This is a genomic window from Stutzerimonas sp. CXK-1 (assembly GCF_057738225.1).
In genome coordinates, this window is sequence record NZ_CM173217.1 from 575,030 (window position 1) to 595,922 (window position 20,893).

Below are 20,893 nucleotides of genomic sequence, written 5' to 3' on the forward strand. Positions count from 1 at the left end.
AACCCGGCCTTCGTCTGTCTGCCGGTTTGGATTTGCCCGCCCCGCGGCTACACTCTGCGGCCGAACCCTGCCGGACCCTGCGAGGCTCATGCATGCAGTACCGTGATCTGCGCGAATTCATCAGTGGCCTGGAACAGCGCGGCCAGCTCAAGCGCATCGCCACGCCCGTGTCGCCTGTGCTGGAGATGACCGAGATCTGCGACCGCACCCTGCGCAAGCAGGGGCCGGCGCTGCTGTTCGAGCAGCCGAGCGGCTTCGACATGCCGGTGCTCGGTAACCTGTTCGGCACGCCTGGGCGCGTGGCGCTGGGCATGGGTGCCGAGGATGTCTCCGAGCTGCGCGAGATCGGCAAGCTGCTGGCTTTCCTCAAGGAGCCGGAGCCGCCCAAGGGCCTGAAAGATGCCTGGAGCAAGCTGCCGATCTACAAGAAGGTCATCAGCATGGCGCCCAAGGTGCTCAAGGATGCGCCCTGTCAGGAGGTCGTGCTCGAGGGCGATGACGTCGACCTCGGGCGAATTCCGGTGCAGCACTGCTGGCCGGGGGATGCCGCGCCGCTGATCACCTGGGGCCTGACCATCACCCGCGGGCCGAACAAGGAGCGGCAGAACCTCGGCATCTACCGCCAGCAGGTGATCGGCCGCAACAAGGTGATCATGCGCTGGCTCAGCCATCGTGGCGGCGCGCTGGACTACCGCGAGTGGTGCCAGAAGTATCCGGATCGGCCGTACCCGGTGGCCGTGGCCCTGGGCGCAGATCCGGCGACCATTCTCGGCGCGGTCACACCGGTGCCCGACACCCTTTCCGAGTATGCCTTCGCCGGCCTGCTGCGCGGCTCGCGCACCGAGCTGGTCAAGGCGATCGGCTCGGACCTGCAGGTGCCGGCCTATGCCGAGATTGTTCTCGAGGGGCACATCCACCCGGGCGAGACCGCACCGGAAGGCCCCTACGGCGACCACACCGGTTACTACAACGAGGTCGACACCTTTCCGGTGTTCACCGTCGAGCGCATCACCCATCGCCGCCAGCCGATCTACCACAGCACCTATACCGGGCGTCCGCCGGACGAGCCGGCGATTCTCGGCGTGGCACTGAACGAGGTGTTCGTACCGATTCTGCAGAAGCAGTTCCCGGAGATCGTCGACTTCTACCTGCCGCCGGAGGGCTGTTCCTACCGCATGGCGGTGGTGACGATGAAGAAGCAGTACCCGGGCCACGCCAAGCGGGTGATGCTCGGCGTCTGGTCCTTTCTGCGCCAGTTCATGTACACCAAGTTCGTCATCGTCACCGACGACGACATCAATGCGCGTGACTGGAATGACGTGATCTGGGCCATCACCACTCGCATGGATCCCAAGCGCGATACGGTGCTGATCGACAACACGCCGATCGACTACCTGGATTTCGCCTCGCCGGTCTCTGGGCTCGGCTCGAAGATGGGCCTGGATGCGACGCACAAATGGCCGGGCGAGACCAGCCGCGAATGGGGCAGGGCCATCGTTCAGGACGAGGCGGTCAAGCGCCGTGTCGATGAACTCTGGGGCCAGCTGGGCATCGACTGAACACAGGGGCGCGCAGACGCCCTGCAGCCTTGGCGGACACACCGCTCGACAATTCGACGTGCACATGAAAGTAACCTTGCAACCATCCGGTGCCGTGCTCGAGGTAGAGCCCGGCGAACGTATTCTCGATGCGGCCAGGCGCCAGGGCTTCGAGTGCCCGCAGAGCTGTCGCAACGGCAACTGTCATATCTGTGCCTCGCTGCTGGTCGAAGGGCGCGTGCGGCAGGATGGCGAAGTGCGCGACCACGGCGAACTGCTCGCCTGCCTGGCCGAGCCGCTGGAAGATTGCGTGCTGCACTGGGATGGCGTACTGGCGCCCGGCGAGTTGCCGGTGCGCGAGCTGAGCTGCCAGCTGGCCGCGTATGAAGCGGTCGGCGGTGACGTGGTGCGTCTGTTGCTACGGTTGCCGGCCGGGCGGCAGCCGCGCTATTACGCCGGCCAATATGTGCTGCTGCAGCGCGAGGACGGCGAATGGTCGGCGTTCTCGCTGGCGTCGGCGCCAGGCAGTGGTCGCGAACTGGAGCTGCACGTACTGGCGCGCGATGCGTCAGCCATCGAGCTGCTGGCTTTCATCAGACGTCAGGGGTTCGCCCGAGTGCAGATGCCCTTCGGCGATACGCATCTGGCCGAGCTGCCGGATGGGCCGCTGGTGCTGGTGGCGGCCGGAACCGGCATGGCGCAGATGCACAGCCTGATCGAATACTGCCGTGCCGCCGGGTTCGCCCATCCCGTGCATCTGTACTGGGGCGTGCGCCGGCCCGAAGATTTCTATCAGCTGCGGCATTGGGACGAGTGGCGGCGCATGCCCAATCTTCACCTTCACCGCGTGGTCAGCGACGTCTGCGATTGGGGCGGTCGTTGCGGGCTGCTGCACGAGGCGATTCGCCAGGACTTCAGTAACCTCAAGTCGCTGCATGTCTATGCCAGCGGTTCGCCGGCGATGGTGTACGGCACGCTGGATGCACTGGTCGAGGCCGGTATGGACCCGCATCAGATGCGGGCCGACGTCTTTGCCTATGCACCGCGTGAGAGCTGACTGCCGCCAATGCAAAACGCCGGGTTCGCCCGGCGTTTTGCTTTTTGCTCTCAGCGCACCTGGCGTTGCTGCAGAAGCAGGTTCTTGTAGCCGCTGCCGGCCAGCGTCTTCTGCGCGAGGTTGAGTTGCTCGCGGGTGGTGAAGGGGCCGACCAGCACGCGGAACCAGGGCTCTTCGCGTACCGTGACCCGCTCGACGCGAACGTCCTGGCCAAGCAGGATGATCTGTGCGCGCACCTTGTCGGCTTCGACCTGCTTGCGGAACGAGCCGGCCTGCAGGAAGAACTGGGTGACCGGCGCCTTCGCTACCGTGGGCGGAGGCGGCGGCACCTGCCCGCTGAGTGCGGCGAGCGCGCGCTCCTCATCTAGCTTCGCAGCCTGCTCGGGCGTCACCGCTTTGGCTGGCGCCTCCGGCTCCTTCGTCTCCGGCGGCAGGATCACTTCGGACTCGGGCAGCAGGGTGTAGAAGTCGTACTTCGGCTTCGGCGGCTGCTCGCCCTGTGGCTTGGGCTTGGCTTGCTGCTTGGCTTGCGGCGGCTCCTTGGTGCGCTTGATCTCGTCGCCGCCGGGTTCGAGCGTGGCGAGGAATACGAGAAACCCGCCGATCGCCAGGCCGCAGACCAGCCAGACCCAGCCCGGCACATTCTTTTTCGCCGGTGCCTGATAGCGGCTGGCGCCGCGTTTGGGTGCGGCTTTCTTCCGTGCTGCCACTTACATCCGCTCCAGTGGTTCCAGGCCAAGCAACTCCAGGCCCTGTTTCAGCGTGCGGCCGGTCAGTGCGGCCAGGCGTAGGCGGCTGGTGCGCACGGCTTCGTCCTCGGCGGCCAGGACCGGGCAGTTCTCGTAGAAGCTCGAGAACAGGCCGGCGAGGTCGTACAGGTAGCTGCATAGCAGGTGGGGCTCACCTTTCTCGCCAACGCTGTTGAGCGTTTCGCCGAACTGCGCCAGCTTTGCGGCCAGTGCCTGCTCCTGCTCGGCGTCGAGCTGAATGTGCCCGTCGACCTCTTGCATGCCCTTGCCCAGCTTGCGGAACAGGCTGGCCACGCGGGTGTAGGCATAAAGCAGGTAGGGTGCGGTGTTGCCTTCGAAGCTGAGCATCAGGTCGAAGTTGAAGCGGTAATCGCTGGTGCGATGCTTGGACAGGTCTGCGTATTTCACCGCGCCGACGCCTACGGCGCGGGCGATGTTGCGCAGTTCCGCCTCGTCGAGGTCGGGGTTCTTCTCGCTGACCAGGGCATAGGCGCGCTGCTCGGCTTCGTCGAGCAGGTCGATCAGCTTAACCGTGCCGCCGTCGCGCGTCTTGAATGGCCGGCCGTCCGCACCGTTCATGGTGCCGAAGCCCATGTGCTCGAGCTGCAGTTGCTCGCGCACGAGCCCAGCGCGACGCGCGACGGCAAACACCATCTGGAAGTGCAGGGCCTGGCGCTGGTCGACGAAGTACAGCACGCGATCGGCGTTCAGCGTCTGGCTGCGGTAATTCAGCGAGGCCAGGTCGGTGGTGGCGTAGAGGTACCCGCCTCCGGCCTTCTGCACGATGACCGGCAGCGGCTTGCCTTCGGCGTTCTGGAATTCCTCGAGGAACACGCACTGGGCGCCTTCGTCCTCGGTGAGCAGGCCCTTGGCGCGCAGCGTCTCGACGATGCCCGGCAGGGCGTCGTTGTACGCGCTCTCGCCCTTGACGTCGGCAGGGCTCAGCTTGACGTTCAGGCGGTCGTAGATCTTCTGGCAATGCGACAGGGAGATTTCGTTGAAGCGGGTCCACAGGCGCAGGCACTCGGCATCCCCGGCCTGCAGCCGGACCACCAGCTCACGTGCCCGGTCGGCAAAGGCGGGGCTTTCGTCGAAACGCTGCTTGGCGGCTCGATAGAACTGCTCGAGGTCGGCCAGCTCGCTTTCCGCCGCGGCAGGTTTCTCCTCCAGATAGGCCAGCAGCATGCCGAACTGGGTGCCCCAGTCGCCCACATGGTTCTGGCGGATCACCTCGTCGCCGAGAAACTCCAGCACCCGACCGACGGCGTCACCAATGATCGTCGAGCGCAGGTGGCCGACGTGCATCTCCTTGGCCAGGTTCGGCGAGGACATGTCGATGACGACGCGCTGCGCCGGGCCGGCTTTGCGCACATCGAGATGCTCGTCGTGCAGTGCCGCATCCAGCCGCTGGGCAAGTGCGTCGGTGTTCTGGAAAAAGTTGAGAAAGCCCGGCCCGGCGATCTCCACCTTGCTGATGCCGGCGTCGGCCGGCAGTGCCTCGATGAGCTTTTGCGCCAGGTCGCGCGGCTTCATGCCGGCGGGCTTGGCCAGCATCATCGCGATGTTGCTGGCGAAGTCGCCATGGCTCTTGTCGCGGGTGTTCTCCACTTGGATGGCCGGGGCCAGCCCTGCGGGCAGCACGCCATCTTCGGTCAGGCGGGCGAGGGCTTGCTGGATCAGGTGGCGAATGCTGTCTTTCATGGTCGGCTCTGTCGGCGGAAGTGCGCGAAAACTTGGCATTATCGACGGCCTTGAGTCAGCGCTTCAAGCGGCGCGGGCCGTTCATGGCTGCAGCGGCCTCAGAACAGATCGATCGGGTCGACGTCCACCGACCAGCGTACCGCCCGCCCACTGGGCAGTGCCTCCAGCCGCGGAAGCAGCGTACCCATCAGGCGGTGCAACGCGATTCGCGCACTACCTTGCAGCAGCAACTGCGCGCGATAGCGCCCAGCACGGCGCTCCATGGGCGCCGGGATCGGGCCGAGCAGCTCGATGCCCTGCAGTTGCAGCTCGTCGAGCAACTGTTCGGCCTCGCTGCAGGCCTGGTCGAGAAAGTCTTCCGCCTGACCGGGCTTGTGGGCTTCGGCGCGCAGCAGGGCGAGATGGCTGAAAGGCGGCAGGCCGGCAGCACGACGTTCGCTCAGCGCCTGCTCGGCAAAGGCGAAATAGCCCTGCTCGGTCAGCTGAACCAACAGCGGATGGTCGGCCAGGTGCGTCTGGATGATGACCCGGCCGGGCTCGTCGGCCCTGCCGGCCCGGCCGGCGACCTGGACGATCAGTTGCGCCATGCGCTCGGCGGCACGAAAGTCGGCCGAGAACAGTCCGCCATCGGCATCGAGAATGGCGACCAGCGTCACGCGCGGGAAATGGTGGCCCTTGGCAATCATCTGCGTGCCCACCAGCAGGCACGGCGCGCCGCGGTTGATGGTGGTGTAGAGCTGTTCCATGGCGCCCTTGCGCGAGGTGCTGTCGCGGTCGATGCGCAGCACCGGGACGTCCGGGAACAGCGTCGCCAGCCGTTCCTCGGCGCGCTCGGTGCCGGCGCCGACCGGGCGCAGGTCGACATGGGCGCAACTGGGGCAGTTGCTTGGCGGTCGCTGAACGTGGCCGCAATGATGGCAGCGCAGCTCGTGGTGGCGCTGGTGCAGCGTCATGCGGGCGTCGCAGCGGGGGCACTGGCTGATCCAGCCGCAATCGTGGCAGAGCAGTGTCGGCGCGAAGCCGCGGCGGTTGAGGAAGACCAGCACCTGTTGGCCGGCTTTCAGCGTCTGGCCGATCGCCTGTTCGAGCGGTGCCGAAATGCCCGCTTCCAGTGGTCGACTCTTTACATCCAGGCGCAGGAAGCGCGGGCTCTTCGCGCCGCCGGCTCGCTCGCTCAGGCGCAGCAAGGCGTAGCGGCCGCTGTGCGCGTTGTGCAGGCTCTCGAGCGAAGGTGTCGCCGAGCCAAGCAGGATCGGGATGTCCTCCTGGCGGGCGCGGACCAGCGCCAGGTCGCGTGCGTGATAGCGCAGGCCTTCCTGCTGCTTGTAGGAGGCGTCGTGCTCCTCGTCGATGATGATCAGCCCCGGCCGCTTCATCGGCGTGAACAGCGCCGAGCGGGTGCCGATGATGATGTCGGCTTCGCCATCGCGCGCTGCCAGCCAGGCGTCCAGCCGCTCCCGATCGTTGACATTGGAATGCAGCAGGGCGATACGGGCATTGAAGCGCTGCTCGAATCGCGCGAGCGTCTGCGGCCCCAGGTTGATTTCCGGGATCAGTACCAGGGTCTGTCGGCCGGCTTCGAGCATGCGGTGGATCAGTTGCAGGTACACCTCGGTCTTGCCGCTACCGGTCACGCCCGCGAGAAGAAAGGCCTGGAAGCCACCAAAGCCTGCCTGCACGGCGGTAAAGGCAGCGCGCTGCTGGGCGTTGAGCGGGAGCTCCGGCTGCAGCAGCCAACTGCCGTGGTGGGGCGCGGGCGGGCTGCTGCGCCGTGCCTCCAGCCGTACCAGGCCTTTCTCGCGTAGGAGCTCCAGGCTGTCACGGTTGATCTGCAACTTGCCGAGCAGGCTATGGGCGACGCCATGCGGGTGCTGGGCGATGGTCTTGAGTGCCTCGCGCTGACGAGGCGCCCTGCTCAGGCGCGGGTCATCGAGGCTGGCGCCCTCGCACGCCAGCCAGAAACGCTCCAGGCGAACTTCGGCAGGCTCACCCTGGCGCAGCAGGGTTGGCAACGCCCAGCTGAAGGTGTCGCCCAGGCTGTGCTGGTAGTACTGGGCAGCCCAAAGACACAGGCGAACCATGGCCGGCGGCAGAGGCGGCGTAGCATCCAGGATCTCGCGCGCCGGACGCAGCTTGTCCGCGGGAACCTCGCTTCGGTCGGCGAGTTCGACCAGCACGCCGATCACCTCGCGCCGGCCGAAAGGCACGCGTACCCGTACGCCGGGCTGCAGCTGGGCGGTGCGGCTGCCGGCGGGCGGCAGATAATCGAACAACCGCCGCAACGGCGAGGGTAGTGCGAGGCGAAGGATGGTCTGGGCCACGGGGCATTCCTGAGGGGTGGACGGCGATGGTAGCCGATCGCTGACCGCCGAGCAGCGGCGCGGTCCTGCGCTTGCAACAGCGCAAGCCTCTGGTATCATTCGCGCCCTAATTCGTGCGGTGCTCGGCATAGGGTCGGGTGGCGGCACGCAATCCAAGAGGATTCATCATGAAAGCCGATATCCATCCGAACTACGTTGAGGTCAAGGCGACCTGCAGTTGTGGCAACGTCATCCAGACTCGTTCGACTCTGGGCAAGGACCTCAGCCTCGACGTGTGCTCCGAGTGCCACCCGTTCTACACCGGCAAGCAGAAAGTGCTGGATACCGGTGGTCGCATCGACCGCTTCAAGCAGCGCTTCGGTGTGTTCGGCGCCAAGTAAGCCGAACCGAAAATCCCATGGGGTTTTCCGAGCGTTTGAGAAAGGCGTCCCTGGTGGGCGCCTTTTTCGTTTCTGCAGTCCTGGCGCTTCCCGTGCACGCCCTCTGCCCGGCGCCGCAGGGGCTCGAGCTCCAGCGGGTCGCGCAGGTCATCGACGGGGATACGCTGCGGCTGGATGACGGGCGCAGTGTGCGCATGATTGGCCTCAACACGCCGGAGCGGGGCCGCAAGGGGCGCTCGGCCGAGCCGTTTGCCGAGCAGGCGACGCGCAACCTGCGGGCGCTGGTCGAGGCCAGCGAGGGCCGGGTGTTCGTGCAGCCCGGGGCCGAGTCGCATGACCGCTATGGGCGCCTGCTCGCGCACGTGTATGACAGTCGGGGCGGAAATCTCGAGGCTGAGCAACTGCTGGCCGGGCTGGGCTATTTCGTGGCGGCTTATCCGAACGCGGCGCTGGTCGCCTGCCATCAGGCCGCCGAACGTCAGGCTCGCGAGGCGCATCTGGGGCTCTGGCGGCAGGCCAAGGCTCAGCGGCCCGAGGCCATCAGGCAGGGTGGGTTTGCGTTGATTCGCGGCCGGGTCATGCGCGTCGAGCGTAATCGCGGCGGTGTATGGCTCGAGCTTGACGGGCCGATGGTGCTGCAGGTGTCGCCGCGGCAGCTGGCTGGGTTCGATGTCGCGGCGCTGCGGAGGCTGGAGGGGCGTGACGTCGAGGTACGTGGCTGGGTCGTCGATCGCCAGGGGCGCAAGGCCAAGCGGCAGGCGCGTTGGCTGCTGCGACTGACCCATCCAGCGATGCTGGAAGTGCGCTGACGAAGACGTCGCATATCTGTGCGTGCTTTGGCGAGTATGCCCTGAAAGTCGTAAGGGGCGAGGCTTGACAGCCCTGGGGTGGTCTAGCTTGAGGCGCCGCTCGGTCTTGGCGTATGCTCGGCCGGCTGTCTGTCCCAATAAAATAAGCGGAAATGCCAAATGACTGACCTGAAAACTGCCGCTCTTGACTACCATTCCCAGCCGCGTCCGGGAAAGCTGAGCGTAGAGTTGACCAAGCCTACTGCCACCGCTCGTGATCTGTCGTTGGCCTACAGTCCAGGCGTTGCCGCACCCGTTCGTGAGATCGCTCGTGATGCCGAGCTGGCCTACCGCTACACCGGTAAGGGCAACCTGGTGGCGGTCATCTCCGACGGCACCGCAATTCTGGGGCTGGGTAACCTGGGGCCGCTGGCGTCCAAGCCGGTAATGGAAGGCAAGGGCGTTCTGTTCAAGCGCTTCGCTGGCGTGGACGTGTTCGATATCGAAGTCGATGCCGAAAGCCCGCAGGCTTTCATCGATACCGTCAAGCGCATCTCCATTACCTTCGGCGGCATCAACCTCGAGGACATCAAGGCGCCCGAGTGCTTCGAAATCGAGCGCGCGCTCATCGAGCAGTGCGATATCCCTGTCTTCCATGACGACCAGCATGGCACTGCGATCGTTACCGCGGCTGGCATGCTTAATGCGCTGGAGATCGCGGGCAAGAGCATCGAAGACGCGAAGATCGTCTGCCTGGGTGCTGGTGCGGCGGCTACCTCCTGCATGAAGCTGCTGGTGAGCATCGGGGCGAAGATCGAGAACATCTTCATGATCGACCGCAAGGGTGTGATTCATGCCGGGCGCGACGATCTCAACCAGTACAAGGCGATTTTCGCTCACGAAACCGACAAGCGAACCCTCGACGACGCGCTGGACGGCGCTGATGTGTTCGTCGGCCTTTCCGGTGCCAACCTGCTGAGCCCCGAAGGTCTCAAGCGCATGGCAGCCAATCCGATCGTGTTCGCCTGCTCGAACCCCGATCCCGAAATCAGCCCGGAACTGGCGCATGCCACACGTTCCGACGTGATCATGGCGACCGGTCGTTCCGACTATCCGAATCAGGTCAACAATGTACTCGGCTTCCCGTTCATCTTCCGGGGCGCACTGGATGTCCGCGCCAAGCGCATCAACGAAGAGATGAAGATTGCTGCTGCGCTGGCGCTGCGTGATCTGGCCAAGCTGCCGGTTCCTGCCGAGGTATGTGAGGCCTATGGCGGGCAGAGCCTGGAGTTCGGCCGCGAATACATCATTCCCAAGCCGATGGATCCGCGGCTGATCACCCTGGTGTCCGATGCGGTGGCCAAGGCGGCCATCGAAAGTGGTGTTGCGACGCTGCCCTATCCGGCCAACTACCCGCTGAAGTCGGTGGATGACGTCTTCGTCTGACAATCGATACGAGCGCTAAAAAACGCCCTGCTTAGTCAGGGCGTTTTCTTTGGTGTCGCAGATCGGTCGGCTGGCGAGCGCTCGATGTGACCGATGAGATCGCGCGGGCACTTCTGGTCGGCTCGCGCGACCTGTGGACCTCAGAACAGGTCCAGCGGCGCGGCTTCGTTCGCCGGTAACGGGCTGCCCGGGATCTGCAGGTCGGGCGCGAGTTCGTTCATCGGCGGTGGCGAGTCTTCGCTCTTGAACACTTCGAAGTAGGCGTCCGGCGTTCCCGGCGAGGCGGCGCGACCGCTGACCGGGTCCACGCGCAGGGTAAGGATGCCTTCAGGTTCCGGCGGCAGGTGCTCGGGTTGGTCCTTGAGCACGGTCCCCATGTAGCTCATCCAGATCGGCAGAGCCACGGTGCCGCCGTACTCGTTGCGTCCAAGGCTTCGCGGCTGGTCGAAGCCGCTCCAGACGGTGGTGACAATATCGGCGTTATAGCCGGAGAACCAGCTGTCGAACGAATCGTTGGTCGTGCCGGTCTTGCCGGCCAGGTCGTTGCGCCCCAGGGCCAGTGCGCGTCGCCCGGTGCCGCGCTTGATCACATCCTGAAGCATGCTGGTCATGATGTAGGCGGTGCGCTCATCGATGATGCGCTCGGCCACCTGCGGTGCGCTTTCGTCTTCCCCTGCGACAGCTTCGGCGGAGCTGACTGCCGAGCTATCCTCCTGCGCAGCGATTTGCTCGTGCGGGACGCGCGGCGGGTTCGCGGTAAACAGTACCTCGCCCTGCCTGTCCTCGATGCGCTCGATCAGATAAGGCTCGATGCGGTAGCCGCCATTGGCGAAAACGGTCCAGCCTGTGGCGATTTCCATTGGGGTCAGCGTGGCGGTGCCCAGTGCCAGGGAGAGGTTGCGCGGCAAGTCCTCGCGCTTGAAGCCGAAGCGGGTGATGTAATCAAGGGCGTAGTCGATGCCAATGGCCTGGAGCAGGCGAATGGATACGAGGTTACGGGACTTATATAGTGCCTCGCGCATGCGGATCGGGCCGAGGAAGGTATTGTTGTCGTTCTTCGGTCGCCAGACTCGGTCCATACCTTCCTCGACGAAAACGATCGGCGAGTCGTTGACCAGGGTCGCTGCGGTGTAGCCGGCGTCGAGGGCTGCGCTGTAGACGAACGGCTTGAAGCTGGACCCGGGTTGGCGCTTGGCCTGGATGGCACGGTTGTACTTGCTCTGGCCGAAGGAGAAGCCGCCGGCAAGCGCCTCGATAGAGCCGTCCTGCGGGTCGAGCGAAACCAGGGCCGCCTGAGCCTGGGGGATCTGGCTGAACAGGGCGTGCTTGTCCGTCCAGCGAATGCGTACCAAGTCGCCAAGTTTGACGACGTCGGATGGCTTGGTCGGTCGTGGCCCGAGGCTGTTGGTGGCCAGATGGGGGCGAGCCCATTTCATGCTGTCCCAGCTCACCGCGTGTTCCTGGCCGTCACGAGTCAGTACCTGAATGCCGTCGTTTCCGACCTGGCTCACGACGGCTGGCTGGAGCCCCGAGAGCGCCCGGCGGCTGCTCAACTCATCCAGCCATTTGCTGCGCTCTGTGCCCAGTTGCGCTTCGGCGCCGCGGTAGCCATGGCGCTGGTCGTAGCTGATGAGGCCGTCGATCAGGGCCTGGTTGGCGGCTTCCTGGCGGTCGCTGCGCACGCTGGTGACGACCCGAAAGCCGTCGGTATAGGCGGCGCTGCCATAGCGGCCGACCATTTCGGCCCGCGCCATCTCGGCGATGTAAGGCGCCTCGAGCTCGGGCGAAGCGCCGTGATAGCGCGCCGTCTCGCTCTCGGCAATGGCCTGCTCGTAGCGCTGCTGGTCGATGTAGCCGAGCTTTTGCATTCGGCCGAGGATCCAGTCGCGTCGCTCTTTGCTGCGTGTCGGGTTGACCAGAGGATTGAACGCTGAGGGGGCTTTCGGCAGACCGGCGATCATCGCCAGCTGCGCCAGGCTCAAGTCCTTGATCGACTGGCCGTAATAGACCTGAGAGGCCGCTTCGATGCCGTACGCGCGGTGGCCGAGATAGATCTTGTTGACGTACAGCTCGAGGATTTCGTTCTTGCTTAGCTCACGCTCAATCTGCAGGGCCAGGAGGATCTCGCTGATCTTGCGTGAAAAGCTGCGTTCGCTGGTCAGGAAGTAGTTCTTGGCCACCTGCATCGTGATGGTGCTGCCGCCGGTCTGGATGTGCCCGCTCTTCAATAATTGCGCGGCAGCGCGCATCAGGCCGGTTACGTCGACGCCATAATGGTTAGCGAAATTGTCGTCTTCGGCGGCCAGCAGCGCGTGAATGAAGTCTTCGGGGATTTTTTCGAAGCGGATCGGCGAGCGGCGCATTTCGCCAAATTCGGCGATGAGCTTTTCGTCGGCGCTGAACACGCGCAAGGGGATCTGCAGCTGGACGTTGCGCAGCGATTCGACCGAGGGGAGGTTGGGGTTCAGGTAGAGGAACGCCCCGCTGATACTGAGCAGGACGGCGCACAGCAAGCCAAGGCTGGACCACAAGAGAAACTTCAGAAGACGCATCAGGGCTCTAGAAATCCGGAAAGCAGTGGGTGCGGCAGCAGACGATGCCGAAAGAGAAAAACGGATCACAGTATATGCGTTTTTTTTGCCTTCTAGCCATTTGCGGTTCTGTCAAGCCTGTAATCTAATGCGGCAAAACATAATTAATCCGTAACTTGCGGATATCGATAGGAAATCGGTTGTGCTAGGGCTCTTCACTAAGAAAGCGAATACGCTACTTGGGATCGACATTAGTTCGACCTCGGTCAAGCTCCTGGAATTAAGCCGCTCAGGCAATCGCTATCGGGTCGAGGCGTACGCCGTTGAGCCTTTGCCGCCCAACGCAGTGGTCGAGAAGAACATCGCCGAGCTGGAGGGCGTCGGGCAGGCCCTGCAGCGTGTTGTGGCGCGCGCCAAGACCGGTTGCAAGCAAGCCGCTGTCGCTGTCTCCGGCTCGGCGGTCATTACCAAGACCATCGAAATGGACGGCGGCCTGAGCGATGACGAGCTGGAGAATCAGCTCAAGATCGAGGCGGACCAGTACATTCCTTACCCGCTCGAAGAAGTTGCCATCGATTTCGAGGTTCAGGGTCCTGCGGCGCGCGCGCCTGGGCGCGTGGACGTGCTGCTTGCGGCCTGTCGCAAGGAGAACGTGGAGATCCGCGAGGCCGCTCTAGCGCTCGCCGGTCTGAGCGCAAAGGTGGTCGATGTAGAGGCGTATGCGCTAGAGCGGTCCTACGATCTGCTCGCGCCCATGCTTGCACAGGGGCACGCCGATCTCACCGTCGCCATCGTCGATATTGGCGCCACCATGACCACGCTCAGTGTGCTGCACAACGGCCGTACCATTTATACCCGGGAGCAGCTGTTTGGCGGTCGCCAGCTCACCGAGGAAATTCAGCGTCGCTACGGGCTTTCGGTGGAGGAGGCAGGGCTGGCGAAGAAACAGGGTGGCTTGCCGGACGACTACGAAACCGAAGTGTTGCAGCCGTTCAAGGAGGCGGTCGTTCAGCAGGTGTCGCGCTCACTGCAGTTCTTTTTCGCAGCCGGTCAGTTCCATGACGTGGATTGCATTCTGCTGGCAGGTGGCACGGCTTCGATACCGGATCTCGACCGGCTCATCCAGCAGAAGGTGGGCACGCAGACCATGGTTGCCAATCCGTTCGCCGACATGTCGCTGAGCAGCAAGGTCAACGCCGGGGCGCTGGCGAGCGATGCGCCCGCGCTGATGATTGCCTGTGGCTTGGCCCTGAGGAGCTTCGACTGATGGCACGGATCAACCTACTTCCCTGGCGCGAACAGCTGCGCGAAGAGCGCAAGCAGCGCTTCCTGGTCAGTCTGGTCGGTGTGGTTCTGCTCGCCGCTGGCCTGTTATTCCTGGGTGACCGTTTGCTGCAGGGCGCCATCGAGAACCAGGTCGCACGCAACGATTTTGTCCGTCAGGAAATTGCCCTGCTCGATGCGCGCATCAAGGAAATCAAGGAGCTGAAGGAGCGACGCCAGCAGTTGCTCGAGCGGATGAAGATCATTCAGGACTTGCAGGGCAATCGTCCGATCATCGCGCGAGTCTTCGACCAGTTGGTGCGTACGCTACCGGACGGAGTCTACTTCACCAATCTCAAGATGGCCGGAAAGACCATCTCCATTGCGGGCGCGGCCGAGTCGAACAATCGCGTTTCGAACCTGATGCGCAACCTGGATGGGTCTGAGTGGCTCGATGCGCCGAATCTCATCGAGGTTAAAGCGGTGACGGCGGGGGCGATCGATCAGGAAAACGTATTTCAGCTGACCGTGCAGCAAACGCAACCGGTTGCTGCAAAGGAAGGAGCCAAGCCATGAGTCTGGCTGAAACCATCGAAAGCCTGAAGAAGGTAGATCTGTCCGAGCTGGACGTGAACAACCTGGGTTCCTGGCCGGGGCCGATCAAGGTCATTGCGGCGGTCTTGCTGCTGGTTGCTCTGCTGGTCGGCGGCTACTACTTCCATCTGAGCGATCTCAACGTCGAGCTCGAGCAGCAGCGAGCTCAAGAGGAAAGCCTCAAGCAGCAGTTTTCCACCAAGGCATTCCAGGCGGCCAACCTCGAAGCCTATAAAGCGCAAATGGCGGAAATGGAGACGTCGTTCGGCGCCTTGTTGCGTCAACTGCCGAGCGATACCGAAGTGCCCGGCCTGCTGGAGGACATCACTCGCACCGGTTTGGGCAGCGGCCTCGAGTTCGAAGAGATCAAGCTGCAGCCGGAAGTGGCGCAGCAGTTCTACATCGAGCTTCCCATCCAGATATCCGTAGTGGGCGGCTATCACGATCTCGCAACATTCGTCAGCGGCGTTGCCAGTCTGCCCCGTATCGTCACCCTCCATGACTTCGATATCAGTCCGGTGAAGGACGCCGGTTCATCGAAACTGCGCATGAAGATTCTCGCCAAGACTTATCGCTATAACGAGAAGGGGCTGCAGAAATGAGAAAGTCCCGAGTTTGGTTTTCTGCTCTGCTCGTGCTGGCGTTGACTGGCTGCAGCGGTGGCAACGATTTCACCGACCTCCAGCAGTACCTCGATGAGGTCAGGGCCAGGCCCAAGGGCTCCATCGAGCCACTGCCGCCATTCGTTCCTTATGAGGCCTTTACCTACAGCGCTTCGGCCATGCGGCATCCATTTCAGCCGCCGATCAAGGTCGACTTGGCGCAGCGGCAGAAGGGTACGAAGAACATTCATCCGGATGAGACCCGGGTGCGTCAGTTCCTCGAAGGCTTCAACATCGAAAACTTCGTCATGGTCGGCACGCTGAGCAATCGCGACGGGCGCTACGCGCTGGTTCTCGGTGGCGGTGGCGTGCATCGGGTAAAGGTTGGTGACTACCTCGGACGCAACCACGGACGCATCGTCGAGATCAGCGAGGCGAGTGTCGACGTGGTGGAAATCGTGCCAGACGGCGATGGTGGGTGGCTGGAACGCCCGCGCAGCTTGAACCTGAAAGAGCGCACCTGAGCGAGGGCACCAGACAATGGAAAACCTAGATTGGTCTGCACAACGGAAGCAATTTATGAATAGCACCCTCTCTCGTGTAGGCGTCGCCATGCTGGCGCTGCTTGCCTCGCCTGCGCTGTTGGCAGCGAATTTGAACAAGCTTGATGTGGCATCGCTACCGGGAGATCGGGTCGAGCTCAAGCTGGCCTTCGATGAGCCGGTCAGCAAGCCGCGCGGCTATACGCTAGAGCAGCCGGCCCGCATTGCGCTGGACCTGCCAGGCGTTTCGAACAAGCTTGGTGTGAAGAACCGGGAGCTGGGCCTTGGCAACGCGCGTAGCGTAACGGTGGTCGAAGCGCAGGGGCGTACCCGTCTGATCGTAAATCTTGCGTCGCTCGTGCCCTACGCCACTCGCGTCGAAGGTAACGAGCTGTTCATTGTTCTCGGCGAGAACGAGGGGGCGGTTGCCCCAATTGCGTCCGCGGCTGCGTCCCCGGTAGCGAGCCGGCCTGCGCCGGTCGCTGCCAAGATGGTCGGCAAAGCCATCAGTAATATCGATTTCCGACGAGGCGAAGACGGAGCAGGCAATGTCGTGATCACCCTGTCCGACGCATCGGTCGGCTCGACCATCGAGGAGCAGGGCGGAAAGATCAATGTGAAGTTCGACAAGGCACAGCTGCCGGAAGCGCTACGTGTCCGCCTGGATGTGCAGGACTTTGCCACGCCGGTGCGCTTTGTGGATGCCACCAGCTCATCCGGCGGCGCCAGTGTGGCGATCGAGTCGAGCGGCCGATATGACTATCTCGCATACCAGACGGACAACCAGCTGACCATTAGCGTAAAGCCGCTGAGTGAAGACGAGGCCGAGAAGCGCAAGTCTGAGCGCTTTGCATACAGCGGGGAAAAGCTGTCGCTGAACTTCCAGGATATCGATGTGCGCTCGGTGCTGCAGCTGATTGCCGACTTCACCGATCTGAACCTGGTGGCCAGTGACACCGTGCAGGGCAACATTACCCTGCGTCTGCAGAATGTGCCGTGGGATCAGGCGCTTGACTTGGTGCTCAAGACGAAGGGATTGGATAAGCGCCAGGTAGGTAATGTGCTGCTTGTGGCGCCTGCGGACGAGATCGCGGCCCGTGAGCGGCAGGAGCTCGAGTCGCAGCGGCAAATCGCCGAGCTGGCGCCGCTGCGGCGCGAGCTGATTCAGGTCAACTATGCCAAGGCTGCCGACATTGCGCGTCTGTTCCAGTCGGTCACCGAGAATGGCAGCGGGGCAACCGAGGAGCGCGGCTCCATCGCCGTCGATGACCGCACCAACAGCATCATCGCCTACCAGACCCAGGAGCGGCTGGACGAACTGCGCCGCATCGTCATGCAGCTGGATATCCCGGTTCGCCAGGTGATGATCGAGGCACGGATCGTCGAGGCGAACGTCGATTACGACAAGAGTCTTGGGGTGCGCTGGGGCGGAAACCTCGGTACTGGCCGCAAATGGAGCGCCTGGGGTAAGAATGGAAATCTGACGGTGGAAGACGCGGAGGGTGGTGGCCAGGAGCTCAAGTGGCCCGCCAACACGCCATTCGTAGACATGGGGGCGGTCGGCTCGACGTCCGGCATTGGTCTTGGCTTCGTTACGGACAATGCGATTCTAGACCTTCAGCTTTCTGCCATGGAAAAGACCGGAAATGGTGAGGTCGTTTCGCAGCCGAAGGTCGTTACCTCGGACAAGGAAACAGCCAAGATCCTGAAGGGCTCCGAAATTCCCTACCAGGAAGCCAGCTCCAGCGGCGCGACCAGCACCTCGTTTAAAGAGGCCGCATTGTCCTTGGAAGTTACGCCTCAGATCACGCCTGACGATCGGATCATCATGGAGGTGAAAGTCACCAAGGACGCGCCTGATTTTGGCAATGCCGTAGGCGGGGTGCCCCCGATCAGCAAGAACGAGGTCAATGCCAAAGTGCTGGTCAACGACGGCGAGACGATTGTGATCGGTGGCGTCTTCTCGAATACGCAGAGCAAGTCGGTCGACAAGGTACCGTTCCTGGGGGACTTGCCTTACCTCGGTCGCCTGTTCCGTCGTGACACTGTAACCAACGAAAAATCGGAACTGCTGATCTTCCTGACTCCGCGTATCATGAGTAACCAAGCGATAGCTGTGAGTCATTGATGCGGTGACCAATACCATTCTCGTAGGCCCGATGGGGGCAGGCAAAAGCACCATCGGGCGCCTGTTGGCAAAAGAGCTGCACGTACCCTTCAAGGATTCGGACAAGGAGATCGAGCAGCGCACGGGGGCTAGTATTCCACTGATTTTCGATGTGGAGGGCGAGCAAGGCTTCCGTGATCGCGAGCAGGCCGTCATCGCCGAGCTATGCCAGCTTGGCGGAATGGTGTTGGCGACTGGCGGTGGTGCCGTCATGCGAGAACAGAATCGGCAGGCGCTGCGTGCGGGCGGAAGGGTGGTCTATCTGTGTACATCAGTGGACCAACAGCTCGAGCGGACTGCCCGGGACCGCAATCGCCCCTTGTTGCAGACCTTGGATCCGCGCAAGACGCTGACCGAGCTGATGTCTTTGCGCGATCCCTTATATCGATCCGTAGCCGACATCATCATCGAGACGGATGACCGTCCGCCGCGCGCGGTGGTCGGTGAGATTCTGCGCCGGCTTGAGGGGCTGCCGTCTCGTGATGGGCGGGAGCAATCTGCGCTATCCTAGCGCCCTTTATCCAGCGGGGGCGTCATGCAGACTCTGAAGGTCGATCTCGGCGAGCGTAGCTATCCCATTTATATCGGCGAAGGGCTGCTGTCGCGCAGCGAGCTTTTCGCAGGGCTTATTCGAGGTCGTCAGGTCGCTGTGGTGACCAACGAGACGGTCGCGCCACTGTATCTTGAGCGCCTGTTGGCCAGCCTTGGGGGTTACGCCGTCACGCCGATCGTTCTTCCAGACGGCGAGGCGTTCAAGAATTGGCAGACGCTACAGCTGATTTTCGACGGCCTACTCCAGGCCCGGCACGACCGGCGTACCACCATCATCGCCCTGGGCGGTGGCGTGGTCGGCGACATGGCTGGCTTCGCAGCGGCGTGTTATCAGCGCGGTGTCGACTTCATACAGGTGCCTACCACCTTGCTCTCACAGGTCGATTCGTCGGTCGGTGGCAAGACGGGCATCAATCACCCGCTTGGCAAGAACATGATCGGTGCCTTCTACCAGCCGCTCGGCGTGATCATCGATTCCTCCACCTTGACCACGCTGCCGGCCCGCGAACTGTCGGCGGGCTTGGCGGAGGTCATCAAGTACGGCCTGATCTGCGATGCACCGTTTCTCGAGTGGCTGGAAGGCAACATCGATAAGCTGCTGGCGCTCGACATGGCGTCTTTGAACGAGGCGATTCACCGCTCGTGTGCTGCCAAGGCGCGGGTCGTCGGTGCAGACGAGCGCGAAGAAGGTATTCGAGCGATCCTCAATCTTGGGCATACCTTCGGCCATGCAATCGAAACGCATCAGGGCTACGGGGCCTGGTTGCACGGCGAGGCGGTGGGCGCTGGATCGGCCATGGCGTTGGAGATGTCCCGACGCCTGGGCTGGATCGATGGCGGGGCGCGTGATCGTGCGATGCGCCTGCTTCTGGCTGCGGGGCTTCCGGTGGAGCCACCCGCCGACATGCGGGCGGAAGACTTCCTGACGCATATGGCGGTCGACAAGAAAGTCCAGAACGGCCAGCTTCGTCTGGTTCTGCTCAAGTCGCTGGGGCAGGCCGTGGTGACCGCTGATTTCTCTCGCGATGTACTGAACGAAACCCTTGTTGCCGACTACCGTTCGATTGCGCAAGAGCTTGGAGCATGAACATGACTGGTCTGGCTGCTGACGACGCCTTTCTCGCCCATTACGGGTTTTCCCACGATCCTTTCGCTGCGCGGGTGCCTGGATTCAAGTTTTTCCCGGCGCAGCGCAAGCCGGTGCTTGGGCAGTTGCATCACCTGGCTCGCTATAGCCAGCTAGTGCTTGTTGTGACCGGGCCTGAGGGGAGCGGCAAGACGCTGCTTCGCCAGGCGCTCGTCGCCAGCAGCAACAAGCAGTCGGTACAAAGCGTGGTGATCACTCCTTCTGGGTCGCTGGATGCCAGTGCGCTGCTTCAGCAGATTGCTCAGGCCGTGAGCGCCCCGGTCGCCGACTTCGAGGCGATCATGGCGCAAATTGTCCAGCTCGCCATTACCGGGCAAGAAGTTTATCTGCTGGTCGATGATGCAGACCGTCTCACAGGGGCGGCGATCGAAACCCTCATGCGGCTCGCCAACGGCAACGCCGAAGCAAGGCCGCACGTGTTTCTCTTCGGGCTGGATGCTTTGGTCTCCCGTCTTGAGGCGCTGAGCGGGGGGGCGGCACAGGAGTCGTACCACGTCATCGCATTGCAGCCCTATGAAGAGGACGAGACCCGAGAGTACCTGGCAGCTCGATTGGAAGGCGCCGGTAGCGATCTGGACTGCTTCACCCGCGAGCAGGTCGTGCGGATCCATGAGGAGTCGGGTGGCTGGCCTGGCGCGATAAACGAAGTTGCGCGAGAGGAGCTGGTCGAAAGCATGCAGCAATCGGCGGCTTCCCGTGGGCGAAAGCGAAACTGGGGCTTGCCATTGCCTGGTAAGCACCTGCTTGCCGCCCTTGGTGTCGTGCTGGTGGTCGTGGTCGCGCTGGTGCTCAGGAGTGGAGAGGAGGGGCCAGGTGAGCTCGCAGGTAATGCAGGTCTCGATGCTCGGAGCGAAACCGGCTCCTCCGGGGCTGCCATAGAGTTCAACGGTGCCGAGAAGCCGCTGCCGTTACCGCTTGGCAGCGAGGCGCAGCCGGTCATTCGCGAGCCGCTCGCCGCTGCGGCCGGTGCGCCGGAGGACGACGGCGACAATGCGATCGCTGCGCCGGGGGCGCTGCCGCCAGATGTTGCTGCTTCGGGCTCTTCGCCGGCAAGCTCAACGCCAACGCCAACGCCAACGCCAGCGCCGCAAGCCTCTCCCGCGCCAACAGTGGCTGTAGCGCCGCGACCGGTTGCCGCACCGTCACGCGATTCGACCGTTTCGTCTGCCGCACAGTCGTGGTATTCGCAGCAGCCGGGGAGTCGCTATCTGGTTCAGGTCGTTGGGACTCGTGCCGAGAAGAATGCGAAAGCACTGGTGCAGGAATACGGAGGCGAGTTCCGATACTTCGTCAAGAATCACCAAGGCAAGCCGCTCTACGTGGTTACCTACGGCAGTTTTGCTTCGCGTGCGCAGGCCGTTGATGCCGTGAAGAAATTGCCGGCCAAGCTTCAGGCGGGCAAGCCCTGGGTGCGTAGTTTTTCGAGTGTGCAGGGCGAAATTCGCTCTGCACAGTAAAAATTGCCCCAAAAAAGTGCGCGATGCACCGTTTTGGGGCTTGCAAATTTTTGTTTGT

17 protein-coding genes are annotated in these 20,893 nt (G+C 63.1%); 13 read left to right on the top strand and 4 right to left on the bottom strand.

Annotated elements, in window-relative coordinates:
• Positions 1-92: 92 nt before the first annotated feature.
• Entirely contained in the window at positions 93-1,559 is a 1,467-nt protein-coding gene (gene ubiD / locus AC0KXH_RS02790) for a 4-hydroxy-3-polyprenylbenzoate decarboxylase (protein WP_488224116.1), read from the top strand.
• A gap of 64 nt (positions 1,560-1,623) precedes the next feature.
• Positions 1,624-2,595: a CDP-6-deoxy-delta-3,4-glucoseen reductase gene (locus AC0KXH_RS02795; RefSeq protein ID WP_488224117.1), complete on the top strand. Its 972-nt coding sequence runs from the start codon at positions 1,624-1,626 to the stop codon at positions 2,593-2,595.
• Between the two features lie 50 nt (positions 2,596-2,645).
• Here the strand turns inward: AC0KXH_RS02795 and AC0KXH_RS02800 are convergent, their stop codons facing one another.
• The 3 genes from AC0KXH_RS02800 to AC0KXH_RS02810 form a co-directional block, all read right to left on the bottom strand.
• Positions 2,646-3,305 (bottom strand): SPOR domain-containing protein, encoded by a 660-nt coding sequence (locus AC0KXH_RS02800; protein WP_061337884.1) that lies wholly within the window; start codon positions 3,303-3,305, stop codon positions 2,646-2,648.
• The gene (gene argS, locus AC0KXH_RS02805) at positions 3,306-5,045 is read right to left on the bottom strand and encodes an arginine--tRNA ligase (protein ID WP_269263401.1); all 1,740 of its coding nucleotides are present in this window, start codon (positions 5,043-5,045) and stop codon (positions 3,306-3,308) included.
• Positions 5,046-5,143: 98 nt separating this feature from the next.
• Positions 5,144-7,366: a primosomal protein N' gene (locus AC0KXH_RS02810; protein ID WP_488224118.1), complete on the bottom strand. Its 2,223-nt coding sequence runs from the start codon at positions 7,364-7,366 to the stop codon at positions 5,144-5,146.
• Positions 7,367-7,533: 167 nt separating this feature from the next.
• Here AC0KXH_RS02810 and rpmE point away from each other — a divergent pair, with 167 nt between their 5' ends.
• From rpmE to AC0KXH_RS02825, 3 genes are all read left to right on the top strand, one after another.
• Entirely contained in the window at positions 7,534-7,746 is a 213-nt protein-coding gene (gene rpmE / locus AC0KXH_RS02815) for a 50S ribosomal protein L31 (RefSeq protein ID WP_043218287.1), read from the top strand.
• A 17-nt stretch (positions 7,747-7,763) separates the two neighbouring features.
• Positions 7,764-8,555, top strand: coding sequence for a thermonuclease family protein (locus tag AC0KXH_RS02820; protein WP_488224119.1), 792 nt, complete (start codon positions 7,764-7,766; stop codon positions 8,553-8,555).
• Positions 8,556-8,714: 159 nt separating this feature from the next.
• The gene (locus AC0KXH_RS02825; RefSeq protein WP_043218294.1) at positions 8,715-9,980 is read left to right on the top strand and encodes a malic enzyme-like NAD(P)-binding protein; all 1,266 of its coding nucleotides are present in this window, start codon (positions 8,715-8,717) and stop codon (positions 9,978-9,980) included.
• A 140-nt stretch (positions 9,981-10,120) separates the two neighbouring features.
• Here AC0KXH_RS02825 and AC0KXH_RS02830 read toward each other — a convergent pair whose 3' ends face one another.
• The gene (locus AC0KXH_RS02830; protein WP_488224120.1) at positions 10,121-12,532 is read right to left on the bottom strand and encodes a penicillin-binding protein 1A; all 2,412 of its coding nucleotides are present in this window, start codon (positions 12,530-12,532) and stop codon (positions 10,121-10,123) included.
• A 181-nt stretch (positions 12,533-12,713) separates the two neighbouring features.
• On the opposite strand from AC0KXH_RS02830, the gene AC0KXH_RS02835 reads away from it, so the two are divergent.
• Genes AC0KXH_RS02835 through AC0KXH_RS02870 form a run of 8 tightly spaced genes read left to right on the top strand, consistent with a single transcriptional unit; the run spans position 12,714 to position 20,835 of the window.
• Positions 12,714-13,778 (top strand): pilus assembly protein PilM, encoded by a 1,065-nt coding sequence (locus tag AC0KXH_RS02835; protein WP_061337879.1) that lies wholly within the window; start codon positions 12,714-12,716, stop codon positions 13,776-13,778.
• Positions 13,778-14,350, top strand: coding sequence for a PilN domain-containing protein (locus AC0KXH_RS02840; RefSeq protein WP_043218300.1), 573 nt, complete (start codon positions 13,778-13,780; stop codon positions 14,348-14,350). The genes AC0KXH_RS02835 and AC0KXH_RS02840 overlap by 1 nt, the downstream gene beginning before the upstream one ends.
• Positions 14,347-14,970 carry a type 4a pilus biogenesis protein PilO gene (gene pilO, locus AC0KXH_RS02845; RefSeq protein ID WP_428743806.1) on the top strand — a complete coding sequence of 208 codons (624 nt, stop codon included), beginning with the start codon at positions 14,347-14,349 and terminating at the stop codon, positions 14,968-14,970. The genes AC0KXH_RS02840 and pilO overlap by 4 nt, the downstream gene beginning before the upstream one ends.
• Complete coding sequence (pilP, locus tag AC0KXH_RS02850) at positions 14,967-15,494, top strand: type 4a pilus biogenesis lipoprotein PilP (RefSeq protein WP_043218306.1); 528 nt, start codon at positions 14,967-14,969, stop codon at positions 15,492-15,494. The genes pilO and pilP overlap by 4 nt, the downstream gene beginning before the upstream one ends.
• 55 nt (positions 15,495-15,549) lie before the next feature.
• Positions 15,550-17,640, top strand: a complete 2,091-nt coding sequence (locus AC0KXH_RS02855) for a type IV pilus secretin PilQ (protein WP_488224121.1) — start codon at positions 15,550-15,552, stop codon at positions 17,638-17,640.
• Between the two features lie 4 nt (positions 17,641-17,644).
• Complete coding sequence (aroK, locus tag AC0KXH_RS02860; RefSeq protein WP_061339736.1) at positions 17,645-18,190, top strand: shikimate kinase AroK; 546 nt, start codon at positions 17,645-17,647, stop codon at positions 18,188-18,190.
• Positions 18,191-18,214: 24 nt separating this feature from the next.
• Positions 18,215-19,318: a 3-dehydroquinate synthase gene (gene aroB / locus AC0KXH_RS02865; protein ID WP_488224122.1), complete on the top strand. Its 1,104-nt coding sequence runs from the start codon at positions 18,215-18,217 to the stop codon at positions 19,316-19,318.
• A gap of 2 nt (positions 19,319-19,320) precedes the next feature.
• Positions 19,321-20,835 carry an AAA family ATPase gene (locus AC0KXH_RS02870; protein WP_488224584.1) on the top strand — a complete coding sequence of 505 codons (1,515 nt, stop codon included), beginning with the start codon at positions 19,321-19,323 and terminating at the stop codon, positions 20,833-20,835.
• Positions 20,836-20,893 lie beyond the last annotated feature (58 nt).